The organism is Thalassobacillus devorans (genome assembly GCF_011761345.1).
GTDB lineage: Bacteria > Bacillota > Bacilli > Bacillales > Halobacillaceae > Thalassobacillus > Thalassobacillus devorans.
The window spans coordinates 744,282-769,855 of sequence record NZ_JAASRY010000002.1; the positions used below are offsets into that span (position 1 = coordinate 744,282).

The 25,574-nt window shown below is 42.5% G+C and carries 23 protein-coding genes, 1 riboswitch and 1 other annotated feature; of the genes, 17 read left to right on the forward strand and 6 right to left on the reverse strand.

Annotated elements, in window-relative coordinates:
- Positions 1–45 precede the first annotated feature (45 nt).
- Both cydD and cydC read left to right on the forward strand, forming a co-directional pair.
- Positions 46–1,776, forward strand: coding sequence for a thiol reductant ABC exporter subunit CydD (gene cydD / locus FHS45_RS10890; RefSeq protein WP_062440728.1), 1,731 nt, complete (start codon positions 46–48; stop codon positions 1,774–1,776).
- Entirely contained in the window at positions 1,773–3,491 is a 1,719-nt protein-coding gene (gene cydC / locus FHS45_RS10895) for a thiol reductant ABC exporter subunit CydC (RefSeq protein WP_062440725.1), read from the forward strand. The genes cydD and cydC overlap by 4 nt, the downstream gene beginning before the upstream one ends.
- A 603-nt stretch (positions 3,492–4,094) precedes the next feature.
- Here cydC and FHS45_RS10900 read toward each other — a convergent pair.
- From FHS45_RS10900 to FHS45_RS10910, 3 genes are read right to left on the reverse strand one after another with little or no spacing between them, the layout of a single operon-like run.
- A complete protein-coding gene (locus tag FHS45_RS10900) occupies positions 4,095–4,901 on the reverse strand; it encodes an ABC transporter permease (protein WP_062440719.1) in 807 nt (268 codons plus the stop codon).
- Positions 4,888–5,664, reverse strand: a complete 777-nt coding sequence (locus tag FHS45_RS10905) for an ABC transporter ATP-binding protein (protein WP_062440715.1) — start codon at positions 5,662–5,664, stop codon at positions 4,888–4,890. Before FHS45_RS10905 ends, FHS45_RS10900 begins: the two co-directional genes overlap by 14 nt.
- 11 nt (positions 5,665–5,675) lie before the next feature.
- Positions 5,676–6,671 carry an ABC transporter substrate-binding protein gene (locus FHS45_RS10910; protein ID WP_062440712.1) on the reverse strand — a complete coding sequence of 332 codons (996 nt, stop codon included), beginning with the start codon at positions 6,669–6,671 and terminating at the stop codon, positions 5,676–5,678.
- A gap of 122 nt (positions 6,672–6,793) precedes the next feature.
- Here FHS45_RS10910 and FHS45_RS10915 point away from each other — a divergent pair, with 122 nt between their 5' ends.
- A complete protein-coding gene (locus tag FHS45_RS10915) occupies positions 6,794–7,570 on the forward strand; it encodes an alpha/beta hydrolase family protein (RefSeq protein WP_062440710.1) in 777 nt (258 codons plus the stop codon).
- A gap of 71 nt (positions 7,571–7,641) precedes the next feature.
- Here the strand turns inward: FHS45_RS10915 and pckA are convergent, their stop codons facing one another.
- Positions 7,642–9,231 (reverse strand): phosphoenolpyruvate carboxykinase (ATP), encoded by a 1,590-nt coding sequence (gene pckA / locus FHS45_RS10920; RefSeq protein WP_062440707.1) that lies wholly within the window; start codon positions 9,229–9,231, stop codon positions 7,642–7,644.
- A gap of 339 nt (positions 9,232–9,570) precedes the next feature.
- Positions 9,571–9,679: riboswitch (SAM riboswitch) on the forward strand.
- A 280-nt stretch (positions 9,680–9,959) separates the two neighbouring features.
- Between pckA and metK the strand changes: the two genes are divergently transcribed.
- The 3 genes from metK (at position 9,960) to asnB (ending at position 13,999) form a co-directional block, all read left to right on the forward strand.
- Positions 9,960–11,159: a methionine adenosyltransferase gene (metK, locus tag FHS45_RS10925; protein ID WP_062440705.1), complete on the forward strand. Its 1,200-nt coding sequence runs from the start codon at positions 9,960–9,962 to the stop codon at positions 11,157–11,159.
- Positions 11,160–11,566: 407 nt separating this feature from the next.
- Positions 11,567–11,743 carry a hypothetical protein gene (locus FHS45_RS10930; protein ID WP_166761381.1) on the forward strand — a complete coding sequence of 59 codons (177 nt, stop codon included), beginning with the start codon at positions 11,567–11,569 and terminating at the stop codon, positions 11,741–11,743.
- Between the two features lie 351 nt (positions 11,744–12,094).
- Positions 12,095–13,999, forward strand: a complete 1,905-nt coding sequence (gene asnB / locus FHS45_RS10935) for an asparagine synthase (glutamine-hydrolyzing) (protein WP_062440702.1) — start codon at positions 12,095–12,097, stop codon at positions 13,997–13,999.
- A 78-nt stretch (positions 14,000–14,077) separates the two neighbouring features.
- Here the strand turns inward: asnB and FHS45_RS10940 are convergent, their stop codons facing one another.
- Positions 14,078–14,599, reverse strand: coding sequence for a gamma carbonic anhydrase (locus tag FHS45_RS10940; RefSeq protein WP_062440699.1), 522 nt, complete (start codon positions 14,597–14,599; stop codon positions 14,078–14,080).
- 69 nt (positions 14,600–14,668) lie between these two features.
- Between FHS45_RS10940 and FHS45_RS10945 the strand changes: the two genes are divergently transcribed.
- Both FHS45_RS10945 and FHS45_RS10950 read left to right on the forward strand, forming a co-directional pair.
- Positions 14,669–15,469, forward strand: coding sequence for an alpha/beta hydrolase (locus FHS45_RS10945; RefSeq protein WP_062440696.1), 801 nt, complete (start codon positions 14,669–14,671; stop codon positions 15,467–15,469).
- A gap of 40 nt (positions 15,470–15,509) precedes the next feature.
- Positions 15,510–16,547 (forward strand): tetraprenyl-beta-curcumene synthase family protein, encoded by a 1,038-nt coding sequence (locus FHS45_RS10950; RefSeq protein ID WP_371872016.1) that lies wholly within the window; start codon positions 15,510–15,512, stop codon positions 16,545–16,547.
- A 13-nt stretch (positions 16,548–16,560) separates the two neighbouring features.
- Here FHS45_RS10950 and mnmM read toward each other — a convergent pair whose 3' ends face one another.
- A complete protein-coding gene (gene mnmM / locus FHS45_RS10955; protein WP_062440692.1) occupies positions 16,561–17,133 on the reverse strand; it encodes a tRNA 5-(aminomethyl)-2-thiouridylate-methyltransferase MnmM in 573 nt (190 codons plus the stop codon).
- Positions 17,134–17,205: 72 nt separating this feature from the next.
- Between mnmM and FHS45_RS10960 the strand changes: the two genes are divergently transcribed.
- The 9 genes from FHS45_RS10960 (at position 17,206) to FHS45_RS11000 (ending at position 25,198) form a co-directional block, all read left to right on the forward strand.
- A complete protein-coding gene (locus tag FHS45_RS10960) occupies positions 17,206–17,529 on the forward strand; it encodes a DUF2524 family protein (RefSeq protein WP_229717818.1) in 324 nt (107 codons plus the stop codon).
- Positions 17,530–17,774: 245 nt separating this feature from the next.
- The gene (locus FHS45_RS10965) at positions 17,775–18,545 is read left to right on the forward strand and encodes a hypothetical protein (protein ID WP_062440688.1); all 771 of its coding nucleotides are present in this window, start codon (positions 17,775–17,777) and stop codon (positions 18,543–18,545) included.
- Positions 18,546–18,548: 3 nt separating this feature from the next.
- Positions 18,549–18,938 carry a GntR family transcriptional regulator gene (locus tag FHS45_RS10970; RefSeq protein ID WP_062440686.1) on the forward strand — a complete coding sequence of 130 codons (390 nt, stop codon included), beginning with the start codon at positions 18,549–18,551 and terminating at the stop codon, positions 18,936–18,938.
- Positions 18,922–19,626, forward strand: coding sequence for an ABC transporter ATP-binding protein (locus tag FHS45_RS10975; RefSeq protein WP_062440683.1), 705 nt, complete (start codon positions 18,922–18,924; stop codon positions 19,624–19,626). The genes FHS45_RS10970 and FHS45_RS10975 overlap by 17 nt, the downstream gene beginning before the upstream one ends.
- Positions 19,623–20,546: an ABC transporter ATP-binding protein gene (locus FHS45_RS10980; protein ID WP_062440681.1), complete on the forward strand. Its 924-nt coding sequence runs from the start codon at positions 19,623–19,625 to the stop codon at positions 20,544–20,546. The genes FHS45_RS10975 and FHS45_RS10980 overlap by 4 nt, the downstream gene beginning before the upstream one ends.
- 1 nt (position 20,547) lies before the next feature.
- Positions 20,548–21,483, forward strand: a complete 936-nt coding sequence (locus FHS45_RS10985) for an ABC transporter permease (RefSeq protein ID WP_229717847.1) — start codon at positions 20,548–20,550, stop codon at positions 21,481–21,483.
- A 61-nt stretch (positions 21,484–21,544) separates the two neighbouring features.
- Positions 21,545–21,761, forward strand: a binding site (T-box leader).
- A gap of 186 nt (positions 21,762–21,947) precedes the next feature.
- A complete protein-coding gene (gene leuS / locus FHS45_RS10990; protein ID WP_062440677.1) occupies positions 21,948–24,362 on the forward strand; it encodes a leucine--tRNA ligase in 2,415 nt (804 codons plus the stop codon).
- Positions 24,363–24,534: 172 nt separating this feature from the next.
- Complete coding sequence (locus FHS45_RS10995) at positions 24,535–24,843, forward strand: rhodanese-like domain-containing protein (protein WP_062440675.1); 309 nt, start codon at positions 24,535–24,537, stop codon at positions 24,841–24,843.
- A 19-nt stretch (positions 24,844–24,862) separates the two neighbouring features.
- On the forward strand, positions 24,863–25,198 hold the full coding sequence (locus FHS45_RS11000; RefSeq protein WP_062440672.1) for a rhodanese-like domain-containing protein: 336 nt from the start codon (positions 24,863–24,865) through the stop codon (positions 25,196–25,198).
- The last annotated feature ends 376 nt before the right edge of the window (positions 25,199–25,574 follow it).

The window sequence follows — 25,574 nt, forward strand, 5'->3', positions numbered from 1 at the left end:
TATGTGAAAATATTCACGATATTCTTATGGGAGACTGAAATACTTATGACTGACTTAAAAGCTATTGCAAAGCAGCAAAAAAAAGAACGAGTAATGCTGGCCATGATTGCTTTACTGACAGGGACTATGGTTATAGGACAGGCTTATCTGTTTGTTTCGGTGGTCGACAGCATTTTTTTGCAGGGGCTGTCATTCTCTGGTGTTCTGCCAAGTTTAGCCGGCTTGTTAGTAGTGATGATTGCAAGGGCTGCGTTAACGTACTGGAGTGGGCGGACTGGTGTTAAAATGGCTGCTAATGTAAAAGCTGATATTCGCAGGTCTTTATTACGTAAATATACCAGAAACCCTATACAGGTTTCATTTAAAGGACAAACAGGGCAGAAAGTCAGTGTGATGCTGGATGCAGTGGATGAAATTGATAGCTATTTCAGTCAATATGTGCCGCAAGTGATCCAGAGCTCCATTGTTCCATTGATGATCATCGGAACAGCGTTTTATTTCCATACACCAACTGGAGTCATCATGTTGATTACTGCTCCCTTTATACCGATTTTTATGGCTATCATTGGAATGAAAACGAAGGCTAAATCTGAAGAAAAAATGGAAGAAATGGCGGCATTCTCAGGAAAGTTTCTGGATATATTACAAGGTTTGACCACACTTAAATTATTTGGTCAGGCTGGACGGCAACAGGAAAAAATAAGAAACAGCAGTATCAAATTCAGGGATGCCACTATGGAAGTGCTGAAGCTGGCTTTCGTTTCTTCATTGACCTTAGAGTTCATTTCCATGTTGAGTATTGGGATTATCGCCCTTGAGGCAGGGCTGCGTTTGATTGTATTTGATAACATCAGTTTCTTTACAGCTTTCTTTGTACTTGTGCTTGCCCCTGAATTTTATACGGCACTTAAAGACTTAGGTAGTGCTTTCCATACTGGACGTGGAAGTATGGGAGCAGCTGACAAGATAACGAAAGAATTAGAAGAAGAAGAAAACATACCAGAGTGGGGAAGACAAGGGTTTACAATTAATGAACCGCCTACTATTAGCTTGAACGATATTAGTTTTCGGTATCAGGAGAATGGATTTTCTCTGGAGGATATCAATGTTGAGCTTCCCTCTAACCAACAAATAGCAATTGCAGGTAGAAGTGGTTCAGGAAAGACAACACTCCTTTATTTGATAGCCGGGTTGATCACTCCCGAAAAAGGCAGAATAAAAGTAGATGACAAGCAGTTATATGATTACGAAGAAGCGGCATGGTTTCAGCAATTAAGTTATATTTCACAACACCCCTATTTATTTGCAGGTACAATTGCAGATAATATAGCTATCGGTATCGAGAAAGAGGTTACAAGAACAGAAGTGGAGAGGGCTGCTGAACAAGCAGGAATTTCCGGGCTCCTCCACTCTCTTGAACAAGGTTTGGATACTGCAATCGGTGAAGCGGGCCGGGGGCTTTCTGGCGGGGAGATGCAACGGGTTGCACTAGCTCGAGCCTTTTTGAAAAAGCCTTCGATCATCCTGTTTGATGAACCAACAACAGGGCTGGATCTGGAGACAGAGCGTATATTACAGCACTCAATCGAAGCACTTGCTAAGAAATCTACGGTTATTACAGTCGCACACCGTCTTCATACGATTAAAAACGCAGATAAAATTCTTTTTTTGGATAAAGGTAGACTGATTGCTCAAGGATCTCATCAGGAATTACTGAGTAGTACACCTGCCTATCGTGAGATGGTGACAGCACAGCAAGGGGGTAGATCGGAATGATTTACTTGAAATATGTTCTAAAGGAAATAGTGACAGAAAAAAAAGATATCTTCCTGTCTGTTCTTTTCGGATATCTCGCCGGCATGACAGCGATTGTGCTGTTTGGGGTAAGCGGATACTTAGTATCAAAAGCGGCATTGGCTCCGCCATTATATACACTCGCATTTTTGATTGCAGGTGTGAAACTGATGGGTTTTTTTCGAGCCTTGAGCCGCTATGGCGAGCGTTATTTTTCTCATCGTGCCACCTTTACCATGCTTAGTAATATCCGTACCTCTTTTTTTGAGAAACTTGAACCCCTGGCTCCCCGCATATTTGAAAAGTATCGAAGTGGAGATTTACTTGCACGGATTGTTGGAGATGTGGAAAACTTGCAAAACTTCTTTTTACGCGTGTTTTATCCCCCGATCCTATTAATTTTGGTATTTTTAAGCACGATTTTTTTTGTAGTTTTCTATTCGTGGTGGATTGCGCTTCTTATATTTATCGGTTTGATTATGACAGGTTTGATTATCCCAGCCTGGTTTACAATCAGGCAGACAAAAATGAAGAGCCGAATGAGGGAAGCAAGGGCTGATTTGTCCACAGAGGCGACCGAGTTACTTTATGGGTTCTTGGATTTGAAAATATATCGAAAACTTGAGGGAAAAGAGGCACAACTAACCAATGCATCGGAGGCTTACATTTTTGAACAGGAACGTGAAGGGGATACAGCCATGTTTAATCATGCTATTAATTCCATGGCGTCTTTTACGGTTTCCTGGCTAGTGCTGACAGTGGGTGCGTTTTTGGTTACAGAAGGTCAACTTGACGGTGTCTTTCTGGCAATGCTAGTCATGATTACATTAACCATGTTTGAAAATGCAACACCGATGGCTGTGCTGCCAGATCATTTGGAAGATAATCGCAGAGCAGCAGAGCGACTTTATTCTGTTGTAGAAGGTTCTGAAGCAGAAACTAGTCCTCCTTCATCCGTAAAGATACCGAACAAACAGGCACTGGCAATCGAGTTTAAAAAGGTATCCTATACATTTCCAGGAGAAAGAAAACCGGCAATAGAGGAAGTATCGTTTCAATTGCCTGCCGGCTCGAAGACGGCGATTGTTGGTCCCAGTGGTTCAGGAAAATCCACCCTGCTGCAATTGCTTCTGGGAATTTTCGGTACTGATAATGGAGAGGTCTATATTGAAGACAGCGAGGTTAATCATATCTCCAAAGATGACTTGTGGAGCAAAACGAATGTGGTCCTGCAAGAAAACCATTTCTTTTATGGTACGATCCGGGAAAATTTACTGATTGCACATAACAGCTTGACTGACGAAACGTTGAATTCAGTACTGAAGAAAGTAGAATTACAGCAATTTTCTTTAGATGATCAGGTATTAGAAAAGGCGGAGAACCTTTCTGGTGGTGAAAAACAGCGCCTGGCCATTGCAAGGGCGATGTTAAAAGGAGAGCGTTTATGGTTGTTAGATGAACCAGCTTCATCGATTGATGCGCTGACAGAGAAAAACATTTATGCCCACCTGTTACACCAGGCCCAAAACGATACGCTCGTCTTAGTCAGCCACCGCTTGACAGGGCTTGAAAAAATGGATCAAATTATCGTTATGGAGCAAGGAAAAGTGATCGAAGCAGGTACGTATAACGAATTAATAGATAAAAAAGGATATTTCTACCACATGAAGCAAATAGAAAAAGATGTGTTAATGTAAAGAAAGTCATTCAACCTGCTGTCCCGGTTGAACGACTTTTTGGCATTACATACCTTCTTACCATGAATTTCAGATAAAGCTCCCTTTAATGGAAGACTCAGTTTCAAGATATATTTGTTTTCGTTACGGTAGTAACGGTTTGGAGGTCCGGGAAATCACTCGCTTTCCATGGGCGTACGGTGAGCTTCCTTGTGGGATCTCACCATGTACTATCCTCCCATAGGACTTTGAATAAGCTTCTTGAATAGACACCTCACGAAGGAAATGCGTAGCATTTTCGAGGAGTCTCGCAAAAGGAAGCTTGGGGATGTGGGACGCTGACTCAGGTATGCGTGGGTCCGTTAAGCTTCTTGATAGTTGGGTGGCGGGAAACGGTGAGACTCCCGTGGGAGAAGGATCCAGACGAGACCCCACTGGGAGTGAAACGACCGAGGAGGCTCGGCGGCTCCCCCACAGGAAAGCGAACCGTTTCCCAGCCGCCCTTTCTTCGGATTCGGCAACGGACCCCACAATATCTCGAAATCAAGTCTTCGACTTTTCGGCCCTTTTGTTAAAGAGGCTTCTAATGATAAATTATCAAAAACGTATAACAGAGGCTTAAAATTAATGCTTTATCAGTTTCTTTTCCAGTTTTTCTACCAGCTGATACATGATAGCTGCAAAGAAAGCGATGACCAATAAAGAAAATAATACTAATGTAAAGTCAAACACCTGAAACCCGTAGATGATTAAATAGCCTAACCCCTGTTTTGATACGAGGAATTCCCCAACAATAACACCGACCCATGAAAGACCGACATTTACTTTAAGCGAGGAAATCATTGTCGGGAAGGAGGCGGGGAATATCGCTTCTTTAAAACATACACGTTTTGATGCCCCCATGCTCTGTAATACCTTGATGTAGTTACTGTCGATTTCCTGAAAAGCATTATAGACAACCAGAGTTGTAATAATGATAGAAATGATCGCGCCCATGGCGATGATCGAAATATATCCTGGTCCAAGGGCAACGATGATAATGGGTCCGAGTGCCACTTTTGGCATAGCATTCAGGATGACAAGGTAGGGATCGATGATCTTTGAAAAACGAGTAGACCACCATAGCATGGCCGCTAACAGTATTCCAGCAAAGGTGCCGATAATGAAACCCGCAACCGTTTCAAATAAGGTGACGTTAATATGCATCCATAAGGAACCGTCGCTTGCCTTGGCAATGAATAACTTGTAGATTTTGCTTGGTGCACTGAACAGAAGCGGATCGATCCATTTTAATCTACTGGCCAACTCCCAAAAACTGAAAAATATCATAAAAATCGAAATCTGCCAAAAACGGATCCAGCGTTGTTCTACCTTTAGTTTCCTCACATAGGCCTTGTGGAGTTCGCGATTAGCTGATTCAGTATTTTTCAAGCGCACTCATCTCCTTCCACACTTCGTCGAAGATAGCCTGGAATGAAGGGTGCTGACGTGCCTGGAAAGGAGATATTTTCCTCAATTCAGGAGGCATTCGGAAAACTTGTTTAATCTCTCCTGGCCGTGGTTTTAATAAGATAATGCGGTCGCTCATAACAATCGCTTCACTGATGTCGTGGGTAACGAGCAATGCCGCTTTGTTATATTGTTTTAGCAATTGAGAAACGAAATCTTCTAACCGGAGCTTTGTTTGAAAATCCAGTGCCGAAAAGGGTTCATCTAATAATAAGAGCTTCGGTTCGGTTATTAATGTCCGTGCCAGGGCGGCACGTTGTCTCATCCCGCCAGAAAGTTCATCTGGATAAGAATCTCCGATTCCTTGCAGGCCTACCTCCTCCAGCATCTGGTCTGCCCGTTCTTTAATCGAGTTATCTATTGTTTTATTTATTTTCGGGCCAAGCATTATGTTTTCTTTAATTGTCTTCCAAGGGAAAAGGTAATCCTGCTGCAGCATATAACCCATATGTGCCTTATTGCCAGGTTCTGCAGCAGAGACTTCATCCAGTATGATTTCACCCCTCGTCGGGTTAATTAAACCAGCAACAATGGATAGTAATGTCGTTTTCCCGCAGCCACTTGGTCCCAGGATTGATATGAATTCCCCCTGTTCCAATGTAAATGAGATATTCTCCAGAGCTTTGGTATAATCTTTTTTGGAATAATAGTGGTGAGAGACTTGGTTGACGGACAACAATGGCATGAGGGATCCTCCTATTCGTTGATTATTTCTTCTGCAATACTGGTGTTTACTAAAGTAGAATGACCAACATCTTCTGGGAGTTCCCCGGCTTCTTCCATAATCACTTTCAAGTTGTTCCATTCTTCTTCATCTAAGATCGGATCTGTCGCAAATGAGCCCTGGCTCTTATAGCGATCTACTACGGTGGCAATCAAATCAAGTTCGGAATCCTCAAAGTAGGGCTGGATGACTTTTGCTGTTTCCATCGCAGGCTGAGCTTCCACCCATTGTTGTGCTTTGTATATAGCTTTGGTGAATTTTTTGATTGCTTCTTCGTTTTCCTTGATGAAGCTTTCTTTTGCCATAAAAACTGTATATGGGACGTGCCCTGACTCTTCACCGAATGAAGCAACGATATGTCCAATACCTTCTTGCTCGAAGATACTTGCCGTCGGTTCAAATAACTGGACATAATCACCAGTGCCGGATGCAAAGGCATTAGGAATATTAGCATAATCTACATTTTGTATCAGGTTTAAATTCTCTTGTGGGTCGATCCCGTGCTTCTTCAACACAAATTCACCGACCATTTGCGGCATCCCGCCTTTTCTTTGTCCTAAAAAGGTACTGTCATTCAGGTCTTCCCATTGAAAATTTTTCACTTCTTCCCTGGCAACTAAGAATGTCCCATCTGTTTGGGTAAGCTGGGCAAAGTTCACAGCTGGATCATTTGCCCCTCGTGCGTGCACATAGATGGATGTTTCCGACCCGACAAGTGCGATATCGGTACCATCAGATAATAGAGCGGTCATCGTTTTGTCGCCACCCCAGGTCGTATTCAGTTCGACCTCCAATCCTTCTTCTTCAAAGAACCCTTTTTCCAATGCGACATATTGTGGGGCGTAGAAGATCGAACGAGTGACTTCTGCTACCTTCAAGCTGGTGGTTTGCTGCTGGCCGCATGCTGCTGCAGCGATAGTCAGCAAGATTGCCATCATGAAGACTCCCACTAAACGGATTTTTTTCATTCGGAAAGCTCCTCCTGTATGATGTTGGTTAGAATAACTAATGTAGTTTATGTGAAAGTGAAAAAATGTGTGAATGCCTATATAACTAAATAGCTTTATGGGCATAGGAGGGAAAGTGAAGAATGGATGGATCCGTGGTGGACAAGATGAAATTTCCTTCTCCTCACCCTGGCTTTGATATTCACCTTGTAACCTATATGAGCCAGGGGTTGAAAGTGAAGGGTTTTTTGGTGGAACCTAAGGAGAATCGTTCCTACCCTGGATTTCTCTACTTGCGAGGGGGAATTAAAAACGTCGGAAAGGTGCGGATAGGAAGAATCATTCAATTTGCAGCCCAGGGATTTATTGTATTCGCACCAACTTACCGAGGCAATATGGGCGGTGAAGGGAGCGAAGACTTCGCCTTAAATGACCGACATGATGCATACTCAGGTGTTCGTGTGCTGGAGAATCACCCCAAAGTGGTGGAGGATATTTATGTCTTCGGTTTCTCGCGTGGTGGAGTGATGGCATTATGGACGGCAATTGAAATGCCTCAAGTGAAAAAAGTGGTGGTTTGGGGAGGAGTCAGCGATGTTACACTTACTTACTGGGAGCGAGAAGACCTTCGGCGCATGATGAAACGGGTGACTGGGGGTACACCTAAAAAATACCCAGAGCGCTACCTTGCCAGGACCCCACTCCATAAGCTGAATCAGATGGAGGCGGATTTGTTGGTGATCCATGGTGAGAAAGATGAAAATGTCGACGTTCAGCATGCCTTTCGTCTACAAGAAGCCATGAAGTTATATAATAAACGATATGAAAGCTGGATATATTCTGAGACGGATCACTATTTTCCACCAAAAATCAATCGGAAAACAATCGAGAGGCTGTGTAAATGGCTGAAACAATCATAAAAGAAACGGATACGCTCTGGAACGTATCCGTTTCTTTATTTATATGAGGAGATGAGGAAACAAAGTTCAGGCTAGCCTCTATATGTCGGGCCAGCTTGTGCAATAGCTTCACTTGCATGGGTAAACTTCTCAAAATTCTCATGGAATTTCATCGCAAGCTCTTTAGCTTTTCGGTCGTAAGCCTCCTGGTCTTTCCAGGTTTGTTTTGGGATAAGCACTTCATCAGGGACTCCCGGCACTTGCATTGGAGCTTCGAGACCGAAAATTTCATCCCGATGAGTTTCAATGGAATTCAATTCACCTTCCAGGGCCGCATGGATCATGGCACGGGTGTAAGAAAGCTTCATGCGATTTCCTTCCCCATATGCTCCGCCGGTCCAACCGGTATTTACAAGAAATACATTTGTATTATATTGATCGATTTTTTCCCCGAGCATTTCTGCATACGTTGCAGGAGCAAGTGGAAGGAATGGTGAACCAAAACAAGCAGAGAAAGTTGCCTCAGGAGACGTGACTCCCCTTTCTGTACCGGCCAGTTTACTTGTATATCCACTAAGAAAATGGTACATCGCCTGTTCTTTCGATAGCTTACTGATTGGCGGTAGAACGCCGAAGGCATCAGCTGTCAAAAAGATAATGGTATTGGGATGGCCGGCGACACTTGGTAACACGATGTTATCAATATTATCGATTGGATAAGCCGCTCGTGTGTTCTCTGTTAATGATGTATCATTATAATCAGGGTTCCTCGAATCATCATCTAAGATGACATTTTCCAGTACGGATCCGAATCGGATAGCGTCATAGATTTGTGGTTCTTTTTCGTTTGATAAATTAATGGTTTTTGCATAACAGCCACCTTCAATATTGAAAACGCCCTTGGCTGACCAGGCATGCTCATCATCACCAATTAAACGACGGTACGGGTCCGCTGATAATGTCGTCTTTCCTGTACCAGAGAGTCCGAAGAAAAGAGCGACGTCGCCTTCCTGCCCGACATTGGCGGAGCAGTGCATCGAAAGGACGTTATTTCGGGGAAGCATATAGTTCATAACAGAGAAAATGGATTTTTTGATCTCCCCGGCATACTCTGTACCACCGATTAAAACTACGCGATGTTTGAATGAAATGAAGATGAATGCCTCTGAATTTGTACCGTCAATTGCCGGGTCTGCTTTGAAATTAGGGGCTGAAATGACGGTGAATTCTGCTTCATGCCCTGTTAATTCCTCTTCTTTTGGACGAATGAACATTTGTCGTGCAAATAGGTTATGCCAGGCTAATTCATTAATTACCTGGATGGGAAGTCGATAGTTTTCATCGGCCCCAGCATATCCATCAAATATGAACACTTCATTTTTTGCGCGTAAGTAATCAAGCACTTTATGATATAAACGAGTAAACACATCTTCATCAATCGGTTTATTGACTGGTCCCCAGTCTACGGTATCTTTGGAAATCTCATCCTTAACAATAAATTTATCTTTAGGCGAGCGTCCGGTATATGTGCCGGTTGTAGCACGTACCGCTCCTGTCGATGTGAGAACGCCTTCATTTCGGCTTAAAGTTTTTTCCACTAATTGGGCTACAGAAAGGTTTTTTAAAACATTCTCTTGAGACAGCAAGTCAGAGAGTTGGGACATTTGATTTATCGTCGTCATCGCGTAAACCCGCCTTTACGTAAAGATTTACCCCACATTTTAAGTGGGGAGTATTTTAATTGATTATTAGTATAACACATTCATTGTATTAGTCCATACTATTTTTGTTACTGTCATATATTTTTTGAATATTTATTCTAACTATATAGACACGTTGTTTTGAGAGTAAGATATGATCTCAATCAAACGAAAAGCTTAGATTTATTTTAACCATATTATACGATAAGAGTATTCCTATTTATAGTAGGGTACACCTATCTTCCCAATCCTAATTCTAACAGGATTCAGTTGATTGACAAGCGCGGCTGATTTGGTTACGATATAGTGCGAACGGATACTCTCTTATCCAGAGTCGGCGGAGGGGACAGGCCCGATGAAACCTCAGCAACCATCACGGAAGTGAAAAGGTGCTAACCTGTAGCAAGGATTGATCCTTGAACGATAAGAGCGAAAGGAAGCAGCCCCCTTTCCTCATTAAAAGGAAAGGTTTTTCTTTTTTATACTTTAATAAAATTAGCTTTTTTACATGATTAAAGTATATGAAATATGAAGGCTATCGCCAAAACGTTTTGGCGGCAAACCAGGTTTCTCTAATGAGATAAAATATCATGTTATCCCTAATCGGGGAGAAATAAAATAGAAATGGAAGAGATGGTTGGTTTCCCATTCGTACTGGGATAGGAGTTACGTCTAATTTTTGTGTACAACTAAAGGAGGAATTTATCAGCATGGCTGCGAATCGCCGGTTATTCACTTCGGAATCTGTAACAGAAGGTCACCCGGATAAAATTTGTGACCAGATTTCCGATGCTATTTTAGACGAAATTTTAAAAAATGATCCTAACGCCCGTGTCGCCTGTGAAACAACTGTAACTACGGGTCTTGTACTGGTTTCTGGAGAAATCACTACCAGTACATATGTCGATATCCCAAGTATCGTTCGAAAGACGATTAAAGAGATTGGGTATACACGAGCTAAGTTTGGTTTTGATGCTGAAACATGTGCAGTACTAACTGCAATCGATGAACAGTCCCCGGATATTGCCGGTGGAGTTGATGTCGCTCTGGAAAGCCGTGAAGGTCGTATGAGTGACAGTGAAATTGAAGCAATCGGTGCTGGCGATCAGGGATTGATGTTTGGCTATGCCAATAATGAGACGGAAGAACTCATGCCACTCCCAATCTCTCTTGCTCACAAGATTTCCAAACGGTTAAGTGATGTAAGAAAAGATGGTACACTCGACTACCTGCGCCCTGACGGTAAGACACAGGTAACGATTGAATATGATGAAAATGATCGTCCGATGCGAATCGATACCATCGTAATTTCTACCCAGCACGCGGAAGATATTACGCTGGAGCAAATCCAGGAAGATTTGAAGCGGCATGTTATTGAACCTGTGGTGCCGCGCGAATTGATGGATGATCATACTAAATATTTCCTTAACCCGACCGGGCGATTTGTCATTGGCGGTCCACAAGGGGATGCTGGTTTGACTGGGAGAAAAATCATTGTAGACACCTATGGTGGATATGCCCGTCACGGCGGAGGAGCCTTCAGTGGAAAAGATGCCACTAAGGTTGACCGTTCGGCTGCCTATGCAGCACGTTATGTTGCTAAAAATATCGTAGCTGCCGGACTTGCTGAATCGTGTGAAGTCCAGTTGGCTTATGCTATTGGTGTTGCCCAGCCGGTTTCTATCGCTATCAATACTTTCGGAACAGGAAAAGTGAGTGAAGAGCGACTGGTTGAAGAGGTACGTGCATTGTTCGATCTTCGTCCAGCAGGAATCATTAAAATGCTCGACCTGAGACGTCCAATTTATCGTGACACTGCAGCTTATGGTCATTTTGGCCGTACCGACATTGAGTTCCCATGGGAAAAAACGGATAAAGCAGAAGAATTGAAAAAGTTGCTAACCGAATAAATGTAAAGAAGCGGATCCAATCATTAATAGGTTGGATCCGTTTTTTAAAAGCTCTGCTAAATCTCAGTTTTGATATTACACTTAAGCTCCCTTTTCTTGAAGACTCAGTTTCGACGAAACTGTTTCCGTTATAGTGTTGGGAATTGGGAGGTCCGGGAAATCACTCGCTTTCCATGGGCATGTGGTGAGCTTCCTCAAGCTAAAGCCCTGTGGGATCTCACCATGTACTATCCTCCCATAGGACTTTGATAAGCTTCTTGAATAGACACCGCACGAAGGAAATGCGTAGTATTTTCGAGGAGTCTCGCCATTTCCCGGACCTCCTTGCGTTTATGGGAGAAACGGAAACATCGTTATAAAGTCCTTCAACCAAAGGGATAGCTACTTGTAAAACGTGTTTGTAACTATTGATTGTAGAAGACAGCCTCACCTATAACAGGGGTTCTTTTCTCCCATCCTTCGGATGGGTTGATTGGGAAACTGCGAGACTCCCGCGGGAGAAGGAGCCTGGCGAGATCCCACAGGGAGTGAAAACGACCGAACAGGCTTGCCGGTTCCCCCGCAGGAAAGAAATGAATGCGTAATCGCCTTGGGAGACACGACACGCATAAGCAGAACATCAAAAGGGAAGTGTTTTTTCTTCCCGTTGATGGACTGCTTATGTCGCGAGTGTCTAGGCGATGAAGCTGGAAAGCGAGTAGTTTCCCAGCCACCCCTGACGCTATTATGGTAAAGAACCCTCACTATCTTGAAACTGAGTCTTCCACAATTCGGCCCTATTGTTGAATAAGCCTTATTAATTAACAACAAGGAATAACGGAGCCTAAAACCAGGGTAATAAATATGAAAAAAGGTGGGCTATTTTACTTTTTTTGTCTATGTTATACTTCATAAGTAAGTATGAAGATTTTGTAAAGAGAAAGAGGGGGCTTATTATGTGTGGATTCATCGGTGTGATTAGAAATGACCCGGAACAGATGACTGAAGAAAAACTTCAGACATTTCGAAGGCAAAATGATTATATTACCCACCGGGGACCGGACGAAGAAGGGTTCTATCATGATGAGTATATATCATTTGGTTTCCGCCGCCTCAGTATCATTGATATAGACAGCGGACAACAGCCGTTAAGCTATGAGGACCAACGGTATTGGATGGTATTTAATGGAGAGATATATAATTACATTGAATTAAGAGAGAATTTAGTGACCAAAGGATTTACTTTCCGTACAGAGTCGGATACAGAGGTTATTGCGGCCTTATTTCATGATAAACGTGAAAAGGCATTCAATGAATTACGGGGGATGTTTGCTATCCTGATTTGGGATAAGCAGGAACAGCAACTCTACGGCGCGCGGGATCCGTTTGGCATCAAGCCGTTATTTTTTGTGGTAGAGGAAGAAGGTACATATTTTGCTTCTGAAAAGAAGAGTTTGACTATGGTGAAAGATTCAGAGCAGGTTGACGCTGAAGCTTTAAACCATTACTTGAGCTTTCAGTATGTACCAGAGCCATGGACGATGACGGAAAATATCCAGAAAGTACCCGCAGGACATTATTTTACTCAGAGACCGGGACAAGAAATAAATTTGGAGCGTTATTGGCATGCCACTTTCGAACCCATCCTTATGGATAAAAGGCAGTGGATAGGACGTATTCAGGATGTCATGTATGATTCCGTAGCCAAGCATATGCGCAGTGATGTTGGAGTTGGTTCGTTTTTATCCGGCGGTATTGATTCCAGTTTAATAGTAGCGATGGCAAAAGAATATCATCCAGGAATCAAAACTTTTTCCGTTGGATTTGAGCGAGAGGGATATTCTGAAGTCGATGTAGCGAAAGAAACAGCTGATAAACTTGGGGTGGAGAATATATCATATATTATCTCGCCGGAGGAATATGTAGCCAAGCTTCCTAAAATCATGTATCACATGGATGATCCATTGGCAGATCCTGCATGTGTACCGTTGTATTTCGTAGCCAGAGAAGCTCGGAAACATATTACTGTAGTCCTTTCGGGTGAGGGTGCGGATGAACTGTTTGGCGGATATAACATCTATCGTGAGCCGGAATCCTTGAAAGTCTTTCAATCTATTCCTGATCCAGCCAAACACCTGCTGGGACGGGTAGCTGATATCTTACCGGAAGGAGTAAAAGGGAAGAGTTTTCTTGAACGTGGGACCACTCCATTAAGAGATCGTTATATCGGTAACGCGAAAATGTTTGAAGAAGTGGAAAAAGAAAAACTGCTTTGCAACCATCTGAATCTACCGTATCAGAAAGTGACAGAACTGTTATTCGACACAGCAAAAAATTACGATCTCGTAAATCAGATGCAATACGTAGATATTCATACGTGGCTGCGTGGTGACATTTTATTAAAAGCTGATAAAATGACAATGGCAAATTCACTTGAGTTACGTGTGCCATTTCTGGATAAGGAAGTATTTGATGTAGCAAAAAGTATTCCGGTGGATTTGAAAATAGCCAATAGCACGACGAAAAGCATTTTAAGGGAAGCGTCCCGCGGAATTGTGCCTGACCATGTATTAGACCGCAAGAAACTAGGCTTTCCGGTTCCAATCCGTCACTGGTTGAAAAATGAGCTATATGATTGGGCGAAAATGCTGATTCTTGAAAGTGAAACGGATGAGTACTTGCATAAAGATTATGTACTTCATTTATTAGAGGCGCACTGTCAGGAAAAAGGTGACTACAGCCGAAAAATATGGACCGTATTGATGTTTATGCTATGGCATCAGATCTTTGTCGAACGTCGTCATCCAATCGAAGACTTGATCAACGAAGATAAACCAGAAAGCAAATTGACTTTCGTTTAATCATTTAGGTTGAATAAAGGTTTGTTAAAGTAGAAATAAAAGACCCTTCCAAGTTAGCGGAAGGGTCTTTTTGTATCTTTAATTTTGGTCATTACGCAGTTCTTTGTAATATTGCCCTTTTTCCACATATTCTCTTCGAATGCGATTCATTTCTGCAAAATCGTCTTCTGTCAGTTCCCGGACGACTTTGGCAGGACGCCCTAAAGCTAACGTTCTTGGTGGAATTTTTTTCCCTGGAGGCACGAGGCTTCCAGCCCCTAAAAAGGCTTCTTCTCCTATTTCTGCCCCATCCAGTACAAGCGACCCCATCCCGATTAACGCTTTTTTTCTAATAACAGATGAGTGCAGGGTAACCTGGTGTCCTACCGTTACTCCTTCTTCAAGGATCAACGGATTATTTGGACTTTGGTGGAGCATACTCAAATCCTGAATGTTGACATTATCAGCAATATAAGTAGGCGCTACATCGCCACGAATAACTGTTTTGAACCAGATACTGACATTCTCTCCAACAGTTACATCTCCTGTCACTACCGCATCCTCTGCTATGTAAGCGGAGGATGCAATCTTCGGGTGCATTCCTTTATATTCGCAAATCATCAATATCCCCCTTATAATATAGTTATTACAAGTATAGCAAATTCGAGCACTGAAAAAGGGGATTAACCGATGAAAAAGATACTTGCAGATGACCCTGCAGGAGTAGTAGTGATTGTTCATGGTGCGTTTGAACATGCGGGCAGGTATGATGAGATTGCTTCCCTTCTTCGACAACAGGGGTTTCATGTTGTCTACGGGGACTTGCCTGGACAGGGAAAATCGACAAGAAGACGCGGGCATATTGACCGTTTCGATCAATATATCGAGGCGGTAACGGCTTGGCTGGATGAAGCGGCCAAATTTCAGCTTCCTGTCTTTCTTCTAGGGCATAGCATGGGTGGTTTGATTACTATTCGTACCCTGCAGGAGAAAAGACCGGATGTTAAAGGTGTCATTCTTTCATCTCCAGGACTTGGTATTTTAGACGAACCCACTAAATCAGTGAAGTTGGTGTCCCGTGTATTGGATGCTGTCTATCCTAAATATAAGGTAGAAGCACCGATCCTTAAGGAAAAAGTAACACGGAATAAGAGTGTTATCGCATCCGACGAAGCTGATTCGCTTATGTTGGAAACAGTATCCGTACGCTGGTATTGGGAATTCGTCCGATCGATTAATCATGCTTTTAAAAAAATTAACGACTACCCGGATGTGCCAACATTAGTTGTTCAGGCTGGCGAAGATTTGATGGTCGACATTAAAGAAACCAAAAAATGGTTCAACCAGCTGGACATAAGTGAAAAAAGTTATAAAGAATGGGCAAACTTATATCATGAAATTCTGAATGAACCGGAGCGCGATTCAGTGGTAAGGCATATTGTGGATTTTATGAAGCAAAAAGTGGAACAATCCGCGCACGAAGAGGAGTGACACATTGGTTTTGCGAACACCTTCAAACGGATGGACAATGATGAGAAATGTTTATCGGCATGTTTTCCCGCAAGTACATAAGGAGCTGAACGGCTGGATCAGCATGGCACAAAAAATACCAAATGAAGAATTACGTAAGCAGGCGCTGGCAAGCATAGAGGGCAAGACTTTTCACTGCGAAGGTGGTTCTATCTATAGCATGCTGGCGGGCAGACGGTGGAAAGACGCGGTAAAATTCATCGTTGCTTATCAAACAATCAGTGACTATTTGGATAATTTATGTGACCGTAGCACCTCCCTGGATCCCCAGGATTTCCGAATGCTTCATCAGTCAATGACGGATGCCTTGACCCCTGGGAACCCTGTGCATGACTACTATCAATACCGTGAAGAGCGAAATGACGGGGGTTACCTGAAATCTTTAGTTATTACCTGTCAGAAAGTGTTGGAAGGGCTGCCGGATTATTCAATTGTCCATCCTTATGTAAATCAGTTAGGTGATTTGTATAATGACTTGCAGGTCCACAAACATGTGGTCGAAGAAGAACGCATCCCGAGACTGCAAACATGGTTTTCCGAACAGAAAACAGCTAAAGGGTTGAAATGGTATGAATTCTCTGCCTGTACCGGTTCGACTCTTGGAATTTTCTGTCTGGTTTCGTATACCTTAGGCGGAACGATGAACGAAAGACTTGCAAAAACAGTTGCGGAAAGCTACTTTCCTTTTTTACAAGGTCTTCATATCTTGTTGGATTATTACATTGACCAGCAGGAGGATGAGGAGGAAGGTGACCTCAACTTCTGTTCCTATTATGAAAGTGAACGAGAGATGCGGAAACGTTTCGTTTATTTTGTGGAAGAGACAAAGTCACGGACTAAAACACTTCCGGATGTTCACTTCCATCAGATGATTCAGGAGGGGCTTGTCGGTATGTATCTTGCTGATCGAAAGGTTAGCAGGCTTGAAAATGCAAAGGTATTTGTCCGGGAATTATTAAACGCAAGCGGGAGAAAAGCCAAGTTTTTTCATTTTCAAACGAAAGTCTATCATAAATTGAAACCCGGCAAGTCGCTATAAGCGACAGCCGGGTTTATTTTCTTTTTTCGATGGCAATTACAAAAGGCGGGGTATTTTTCTGGTTAATAAAAGCGTACTGTAAGACATGAAAAGATTGCTGATTCAGGGTTTGGACATAGTCCAATAACTGGTCTTTTTCTTCCGAGCCGCCAGCATGACCGTGATAAACGACTAATACCACCACACCTTCGGGCTGGAGCAGCTCGAGTAAGTGTTCGAGAGCAGTTAACGTGGAGGTGGGGGTCGTTACAACTGTTTTATCACTGCCTGGCAAATAACCAAGATTGAAAATGGCCCCTTTCAATAAACGCGTATGTTCTGGTTTTATATACCTGCTGACTTCTTTATGACTATCGTGTATCAATGTTACGCGATTGAATTGCTGCTCTGTCAATTTTGCTTTAGTAGAAGCGATAGCAGCGTCCTGGATATCAAATCCGTACACATAGCCTGTTTCGCCAACCAGATTACTTAGAAATTGTGTATCATGGCCGTTACCACAGGTAGCATCTACTGCGGTATCACCTTCCTTGATGGCTGCTTTCATCACCTGATGAGCAAAAGCCAGTACCGTGTTCAATGTCATATAGATTCCTCTTTCTCTCTAAAGTGGTGAAATAATTTTAGCATGGAACGCTTGGGATACCAATATTCGTGTATGAAAAAATCAGATTTAACCAAGCTAATGGGTGAGGTGATAGCTATGGCGACCAGAGAGTCGATTGAAACGATGATCCAGGAGACGAGGCAACGGTTGGAGCAAGCGAAGTATGAGTTGTCCCTTGCTAATCAAAATGGATATCCAATCACAGCAAGTTATACAGAAGCACAGCAGGGACTGGAACAAACAGAGGTGGAAATTGATAAATTGATGCACAGCGCAAATCATCAGCAGAAAGATCAATTGCATCGCCTCCATCTCCAAGTAAGTCAATGTTTGAATGATATGATATTGGACGAAAATGATCTGGAGCATCGATGAAACGGCCGTATAGGCCGTTTTTTATTTGTAGGCTCTGTTAAATCTCTGACTTGAATCCTTCCCCCACGCCCCTATACTCCCAAACAATATCTCGAAATCAAGCCTTCGACTTTTCGTCCTATTGTGAAAGAAACCTATTAATCAACAACGAAGTTTAACAGAGCCTATTTGTAAAAATAACATTGCTTCTTCATTTGTATTAGTGTACTATCTAACTAGTACACTAATACAAAAGGGTGGCATATATGAAAAGAAAAGCTTTTACCGGATTATGGAAAAAGGAATGGACATTAATGAAAACTTACTATTTAATACTATTGTTGGTGGGATTAGGCTTTGCAGTCGGGGTTTCTGGCATGGTAGAAGACGTTCAGCTGTTCATGTTAACTGCTATGGTGCTGATTCTTCATATGTTTATTCTTGCTGCTTTAGTCATGTTCAGCTTAAATCGGGAGGCGGATCAGCTGGAGTTATTTCTCCATAATCCCCAGTCGACATATATGCTTGTCGGCGTAAAGTTTCTTCAATCCCTCTCCTTTATGACTGTTTCCATGACAGTGTTTGGGCTGATTACAATAATTACTGCAGGAGATTGGATCATCTTGTCGTTGAGAGAAACGGCTCTGGTTGTCTTCATCGCAAACATTTTTATATTAGGCCAGGCAATATTATTGGCGGTATTTCTTTTGTTTTTATGGGTACTCCATCAGGTGTTGAAAACATATCTCGGAGGTCTAAGTATTCTCATTTCTATCCTATTATTTATTTCGCTAATGGCAGTTACATCCTGGATACGTGAATCCTCTTTCTATGAACAGATAGCCGGGTGGGGCACCGTTCAAATTAACATTGATGGTTTGACAGGCGACTTTTTGAATGTCTTTGGAATGACCGTTCATGGAGGCGTAACAGGAGGATTTCCTATTGTATTAGGTGAAGTGGCAGCATGGGCGCTGACGGTTGGCCTGCTATATGTGGTGAGTGTTGTGGTATTGGATCGAAAGGTAGAGGTGTAAGGCATGGTAATGGACTTCAAGCCGGATAAGCCGATATATCAGCAGCTGATCGATAAAGTCTCAAGTGAAATCATTCGTGGAGAACGCAATGCTGGAGACAAATTGCCTTCTGTCCGGGAGTTGGCGGTAGAAACCGGAGTAAATGCTAATACCATGCAACGTGTCTACCGGGAAATGGAGCAGCAGGGGATCGTGGAAACAAAAAGAGGGCAAGGAACTTTCGTTACCGAAAATCTTGAACGGCTGCAGGAACTGCGCACGGAAATGAAGCAGTTGTACATCGAAGCATTTGTTCAAGATATGAGCGAACTTGGATTCACTCTGGATGAAATGGTAGATGGTCTTGTGCATTACCAAGGGGAAAGAGAGGGAAAAAATGATTACACTGAATAACGTATCGAAAAAGTTTTTATGGAAAAAAGCTGTCCATAACATGGATGTTCACTTTTCTAAGGGGAAAATTATAGGCGTCATCGGAGAGAATGGCAGCGGCAAATCAACGATGTTTAAACTGATAGCCGGATTATTGAAGCCTACGAATGGGGAAGTACTCGTGGGGGAAAAACTTGCTGATCGAAAAGTAAGTGCAACAGTTGCCTACATGTCGGATATTGATCAATTCTACCCCTTTTTTAATGCAGCACAGCTGATCGACTACTATGAAAGTCAGTTTTCAGACTTTGACAGACAAAAGGCGATGGATATCCTTTCATTTATGAAGGTGGACGGTGACGAGAAAATAAAACACTTGTCAAAAGGCAACAGAGGCAGGGTGAAAATGGCGGTCACATTGGCAAGGAATGCACCCTATATCCTCTTAGATGAACCATTTTCCGGCCTCGACCCGATGGTTAGAAGTTCCATAGTCCAAGGTGTAATTCAGTACCTTGATTTAGACCGGCAAACGCTTATCATTACTACACATGAAATAAATGAAATCGAGCCCCTCCTTGATGAAGTAGTGGTTTTAAAAGAAGGAACAGTTCTAGCTCAAGGAAATATTGATGAAATTCGCCGCAATCACCAAATGAATCTAGTGGATTGGATGAAGCGGTTATATGAAGGGGAGAAGTTAACATGAGTCAGCAGCCAGTTGTCCAGCTGAAACACTTAACGAAAAAAATGGGAAGAAAAACGATCATCGATAACTTGAGTCTTGATTTGTATCCTGGGCAGGTAACCGGGTTTCTTGGACCTAATGGTGCCGGTAAAACCACCACAATCCGGATGATGGTCGGATTGATAAAGCCTACATCCGGAGAAGTTATGATCGACGGCCATCGGTTAAATCAAGATTATACGCAAAGCATTTCACAAGTGGGAGCCATTGTGGAGAATCCGGAAATGTATAAGTTTATGTCGGGTTACCAGAATTTAATTCATTTCGCCCGTCTGCAAGGGAATATAACAAAGCAACGTATCGAAGATGTCGTAAAGCAGGTTGGTCTGGAAAAGAGGATCCATGATAAAGTCCAGACCTATTCCTTAGGTATGCGGCAGCGATTAGGGTTAGCGCAGGCTATCCTGCATAAGCCGAAATTTTTAATTTTAGATGAACCGACAAATGGATTAGACCCTGCAGGTATACGGGAGTTCCGAATGTATTTACGAAAAATTGCAGCTGAGGATGGAGTCTCGGTATTAGTCTCGAGTCATTTACTATCAGAAATCGAGCTAATGTGTGATCGTATTGCCGTCATCCAGCAGGGTAAATTAATTACCATCCGTTCGGTGGAAGGTAATGACCAGCACCAGAATAAAACGTTTCTATTTGAAGTTTCTAACCCCGCTAAGGCATTGAAACTAATAGAAGAGCACTACGAGGTAAACAATGTGGAAGAGACAAAGGGGCAATTGCAATTGACCATTAATAAGGAGCAGGCAGCAGAACTTAACCGTACCTTTGTGGAAAATGGGATAGCTGTTTATGAAATAACTGCGTTACGAAAAACATTGGAAGATGAATTTTTAGAAATGACTGGAGGTGAGCAGATTGGCTGAAATGATACGCCTCCTGCAAAATGAATGGATGAAAATTTTCAAGCGAAACAGCACTATTATTTTAATTGCAATATTGGTCGGATCGGTCTTTTTATTCGCTTTTGTGAGCAGCTGGGGTAATAGTCAGCAGGAAAATGTGCCTTGGAAGGAAGAGGTCCAGCAACAGATAATAATGTACGAACAGCAAGCGGGTAATCCAGAAGCAACGGATAAGGAAATAACTTATTATGAAGAACAGCAAGTGATTGCTGAACATCGACTGGAAGAAAATATTCCCCCTCTGGATCGGGGGAGCTTCGGACAATTTCTCTTGGATTCTAAAAGTAACTTAGCATTTGCCACTTTGTTTACGGTCATCATTGCGTCTGGAATAGTCGCTTCAGAGTTCATCTGGGGGACGATCAAGTTATTGACGATCCGCCCCGTAAAAAGAGGGAAAATCTTATGGTCTAAGTATGGAGCTGTGCTCTTATTTTCTTTAACCATCGCACTCATTGCTTACGTCACCTCAATAATCAGTGGATGGATTTTCTTTGACTCGGGAGAAGGAGTTTTGTTGACTGTTGATAATGGGGAGGTTATGAAGCAATCCATCTGGGTAGAGTCTTTGAAACTTTATGGCTTGTCATTTGTTAATTTGTTCATCATGACCTCATTTGCTTTTATGGTTGGCACGTTATCGCGCTCCAATGCTCTTGCTATTGGCCTGTCCATTTTCCTGATGTTCACTGGTCAGCAAATGGTGTTCTTACTCCAGGAATATACCATTATGAAATATTACCTTTTTACCCATGCAGATTTGACGCAATATTTGCAGCCAAGAACATTGGTTGAGGGGATTACACCGCAGTTCTCTATTGTCGTATTGACTACTTACCTGGTGATTTTCCTTACCATCAGTCATCTATCGTTTACTAAAAGAGATATTGCGACGTGAAAGCACTTACCATTGCTTGACAAAGCCCTCACGTTTCATTAAGATACGGATAGATATATTCATAAAGACGTAGAAGAGGATTAGTAATCAGACTGCAAGAAATTCAGAGAGTCAGCGGCAGGTGGAAGCTGGCCTTGTAACTGATGAACTCGCCTCGGATGTTATAGAAGGGAAACAGAGTAGCTTCTATCGGCCCATCGCCGTTACCGATGCTGAAGAGGACGTATAAGACGTCAATTTGGGTGGTACCGCGGGAATGTAAGCTTCTCGTCCCAGTGTTGGGATGAGGGGCTTTTTTATACTTTAAAAAAGTATATCTTTGTTAAAAGTTTAAAGTATAAGAAATTACGAATGCTTTCGCCATAATTGCTTGGCGACAAGCCGTTTTTTCTAATATTTCCAAGCTAATATTGAAATAAGAAAATCATCATCTCTGAGAACCAGATAAGAATGGAGGAAAAGCGATGGCTTTTAAGCACAAAAAGATTGAGCAGAAATGGCAAGATTATTGGTATAGCAATAAAACGTTCCAGACAGATGCTTCTTCTGATAAGGAGAAATTTTATGCACTGGACATGTTTCCATATCCCTCAGGGGCCGGTCTCCACGTTGGTCACCCGGAAGGTTATACAGCGACTGACATTGTTTCCCGTATGAAAAGAATGCAAGGCTATGAAGTACTTCACCCGATTGGGTGGGATGCATTCGGTCTTCCAGCGGAACAATATGCACTAGATACGGGAAATGACCCGGCGGAATTTACAAAACAGAATATCGATAACTTCCGTCGTCAAATAAAATCCCTGGGCTTTTCTTATGACTGGGCTCGCGAAGTCAATACGACGGATCCGAACTATTACAAATGGACGCAATGGATTTTCCTGAAGCTTTACGAAAAAGGGCTCGCTTATGTAGATGAAGTGCCTGTCAACTGGTGTCCGGCCCTTGGTACGGTATTAGCAAATGAAGAAGTAATTGATGGGAAAAGCGAACGCGGCGGCCATCCGGTAGAAAGACGTCCGATGAAGCAATGGATGTTAAAAATTACAGAGTATGCTGATCGTCTGCTGGAAGACTTGGAAGACCTTGATTGGCCGGAAAGCATCAAAGATATGCAGCGTAATTGGATTGGTAAATCAGAAGGAGCGGAAGTAGTTTTCGATATTGACGGCTTTGACGAAAGCTTCGATGTTTTTACTACCCGTCCAGATACCCTTTATGGGGCGACTTACGCGGTGTTGGCTCCAGAGCATCCATTGGTTGAAAAAATTGTAACAGACGAACAAAAATCTGAAGTTGTACAATACCTTCAAACAGCAAAAGCGAAAAGTGACCTGGAGCGGACCGATCTCGCTAAAGATAAAACAGGAGTATTTACGGGTACTTATGCCATCAACCCGATTAATGGCAATAAACTACCGATCTGGGTAGCAGATTACGTGCTTATGACCTATGGCAGCGGTGCAATTATGGCGGTTCCGGCCCATGATGAACGTGATTATGATTTCGCTAAAAAATATGACTTGCCGATTATCGCTGTAGTGGAAGGCGGAGATATCGAGAACGAAGCATATACGGGGGACGGGAAACACATCAACTCTGGGATATTAAACGGTCTGGATAAAGAAGAAGCAATCCAGAAATCAATCGATTGGCTTGTGGAGAAAGGAAAAGGCGAGAAGAAAACAACGTATCGTCTTCGTGACTGGCTGTTCAGCCGACAGCGTTACTGGGGAGAACCAATCCCGATGATTCATTGGGAGGATGGTTCCATGTCGCCAGTACCAGAAGAAGAGCTCCCACTTGTCCTGCCAAAAACGACCGAAATCAAGCCGTCCGGAACGGGTGAGTCTCCATTGGCCAACATCGATGACTGGGTAATGGTCACAGACCCGGAAACGGGAATGAAAGGACGTCGGGAAACTAACACGATGCCGCAGTGGGCCGGCAGCTGCTGGTATTATCTCCGCTATATTGATCCTGATAATGACGAGAAACTTGCCGACTATGACAAGTTGAAAAAGTGGCTTCCGGTTGATATTTATATTGGTGGCGCAGAGCATGCTGTATTGCATCTCTTGTATGCCCGATTCTGGCATAAAGTTTTATATGATGCTGGTGTTGTTCCAACTAAGGAACCATTTCAGAAGTTGTTCAACCAGGGTATGATACTTGGCGAGAATAATGAGAAAATGAGTAAGTCGAAAGGAAATGTCGTCAACCCTGATGATATCGTAGACTCTCATGGTGCTGATACACTTCGTCTGTATGAAATGTTCATGGGACCGCTGGATGCTTCGGTTGCATGGTCGACGAATGGACTGGATGGGGCACGGCGCTTCCTGGACCGCGTATACCGCTTGATTGTAACAGAAGGAGAAGAGCTTTCCGATAAAATTCAACGAAGTAATGATCAAACACTAGAGAAGGTTTATCATGAAACGGTCAAGAAAGTAACAGAAAACTTTGAGGAACTACGGTTCAATACAGGAATTTCGCAAATGATGGTGTTTGTAAACGAAGGGTATAAAGCAGAAGTTTTACCTAAAGAATATATAGAAGGGTTTGTAAAACTCCTTTCTCCAGTAGCTCCACACCTTGCAGAAGAATTATGGGAAAAACTAGGTCACCAAGATTCGATTGCTTATCAATCATGGCCTGCTTACGCTGAATCGAAATTAGTGGAAGAGGAAGTGGAAATCGTTATTCAAGTGATGGGCAAAGTCCGTGCTAAGATGACAGTTTCCAAAGATGCTTCAAAAGAAGACCTTGAAAAAGAAGCAATTGAGCATGAAAAAATACAGGAATGGCTGGAAGGAAAGACGGTACGAAAAGTAATTGCTATCCCTGGAAAACTTGTCAATATTGTTGCAAACTGATAGAAAGCGGAGCAGTCTGAAAAGGCTGCCTCGGCTTTCTTTGTTTAAGGTTGATACAAATGAGATATAGTATAACTGTACAAACTTTTCATACCCCGGCACCTATCCCTTGACAATGTGACAAAATTGCTTAAAATTAGTGAAGGTTACCGTTTTTAAGGAGGAATGTCAAATGGCTATTCATGAATATAAACCTGAAGAAGTTCAAAATATGTTGAAAGAAAATAAAGATGTAAAAATCATTGATGTTCGTGAAGATGATGAGGTTGCTCAAGGAATGATTCCTCAAGCGAAACACATTCCGTTAGGAGATATTCCAGAGGCAGCAAAAGATTTGGATAAAGGCCAAGAGTACATCATGGTTTGCCGTTCTGGCGGCCGTAGCATGAATGCTGCCCAATACTTGGATCAGCAAGGATTCAAAGTACGTAATTTAGAAGGCGGAATGTTGAACTGGGACGGCGAAACTCAACCTAAATAAATAGAAGGGGTCATGAAAAGTGGAGTTATTGTTTGCGATAACAGCCAGTTTAGGGATACTCGCTGTTACAAGATTTGCAATTCCAAGATGGAAACTGAAAAAAATCGATCAGCAAATTGCTCTCGATGAACGGTTTTGCGTAATAGATATCCGCGATTATATTTCTGCTCACAATTCTCCTTTTCCGGGAGCTGAAAATATTCCGCTCAGTTACCTTCCACGGGCACTCAAAGAACAATTCGATTGTCAAAAAGAAGTGCTGGTGGTAAGTGATGATATTCGAGGAGCTAGAATTGCAGCAAATCTTTTCCGGAAAAAAAGAAAGAAAAACATTTATTATGTAACAGCTGCTTAATGATACAAAAGAGTTATTTCGCATGATGGCGGGATAGCCCTTTTATTTATATAACAAAACAATAAAACTTTAATGTTTTGTTGACAATCGATTTAAAAGTGTGTATTATAGTTTTTGTCGCTTCTTGAGCAGGCGACTAATGAAACAAGCATTCTAAGAAAATATCATTTTCACTATTGACACTTTCTTTGGTATTATGCTAAAATTCTATTACTGTCGATAAAGACAGGAGTACAAAATTGATCTTTGAAAACTGAACGAACCAACCAGTACGTCAATACAATTTCTTCATTATATGAGGAAATGAACAACGCACTTTAGCAGTGCAAACATGAGCAAGACAGACTCAACTTTTATGGAGAGTTTGATCCTGGCT

Excerpts from the sequence above, each read along its gene's own strand:
- cydD (WP_062440728.1), top strand. The coding sequence starts at position 46 with ATGACTGACTTAAAAGCTATTGCAAAGCAGCAAAAAAAAGAACGAGTA.
- cydC (WP_062440725.1), top strand. The coding sequence starts at position 1,773 with ATGATTTACTTGAAATATGTTCTAAAGGAAATAGTGACAGAAAAAAAA.
- FHS45_RS10905 (WP_062440715.1), bottom strand. The coding sequence starts at position 5,664 with ATGCCATTGTTGTCCGTCAACCAAGTCTCTCACCACTATTATTCCAAA.
- FHS45_RS10910 (WP_062440712.1), bottom strand. The coding sequence starts at position 6,671 with ATGAAAAAAATCCGTTTAGTGGGAGTCTTCATGATGGCAATCTTGCTG.
- FHS45_RS10915 (WP_062440710.1), top strand. The coding sequence starts at position 6,794 with ATGGATGGATCCGTGGTGGACAAGATGAAATTTCCTTCTCCTCACCCT.
- pckA (WP_062440707.1), bottom strand. The coding sequence starts at position 9,231 with ATGACGACGATAAATCAAATGTCCCAACTCTCTGACTTGCTGTCTCAA.
- metK (WP_062440705.1), top strand. The coding sequence starts at position 9,960 with ATGGCTGCGAATCGCCGGTTATTCACTTCGGAATCTGTAACAGAAGGT.
- asnB (WP_062440702.1), top strand. The coding sequence starts at position 12,095 with ATGTGTGGATTCATCGGTGTGATTAGAAATGACCCGGAACAGATGACT.
- FHS45_RS10940 (WP_062440699.1), bottom strand. The coding sequence starts at position 14,599 with ATGATTTGCGAATATAAAGGAATGCACCCGAAGATTGCATCCTCCGCT.
- FHS45_RS10945 (WP_062440696.1), top strand. The coding sequence starts at position 14,669 with ATGAAAAAGATACTTGCAGATGACCCTGCAGGAGTAGTAGTGATTGTT.
- FHS45_RS10950 (WP_371872016.1), top strand. The coding sequence starts at position 15,510 with ATGAGAAATGTTTATCGGCATGTTTTCCCGCAAGTACATAAGGAGCTG.
- mnmM (WP_062440692.1), bottom strand. The coding sequence starts at position 17,133 with ATGACATTGAACACGGTACTGGCTTTTGCTCATCAGGTGATGAAAGCA.
- FHS45_RS10960 (WP_229717818.1), top strand. The coding sequence starts at position 17,206 with ATGAAAAAATCAGATTTAACCAAGCTAATGGGTGAGGTGATAGCTATG.
- FHS45_RS10965 (WP_062440688.1), top strand. The coding sequence starts at position 17,775 with ATGAAAAGAAAAGCTTTTACCGGATTATGGAAAAAGGAATGGACATTA.
- FHS45_RS10970 (WP_062440686.1), top strand. The coding sequence starts at position 18,549 with ATGGTAATGGACTTCAAGCCGGATAAGCCGATATATCAGCAGCTGATC.
- FHS45_RS10975 (WP_062440683.1), top strand. The coding sequence starts at position 18,922 with ATGATTACACTGAATAACGTATCGAAAAAGTTTTTATGGAAAAAAGCT.
- FHS45_RS10980 (WP_062440681.1), top strand. The coding sequence starts at position 19,623 with ATGAGTCAGCAGCCAGTTGTCCAGCTGAAACACTTAACGAAAAAAATG.
- FHS45_RS10985 (WP_229717847.1), top strand. The coding sequence starts at position 20,548 with ATGATACGCCTCCTGCAAAATGAATGGATGAAAATTTTCAAGCGAAAC.
- leuS (WP_062440677.1), top strand. The coding sequence starts at position 21,948 with ATGGCTTTTAAGCACAAAAAGATTGAGCAGAAATGGCAAGATTATTGG.
- FHS45_RS10995 (WP_062440675.1), top strand. The coding sequence starts at position 24,535 with ATGGCTATTCATGAATATAAACCTGAAGAAGTTCAAAATATGTTGAAA.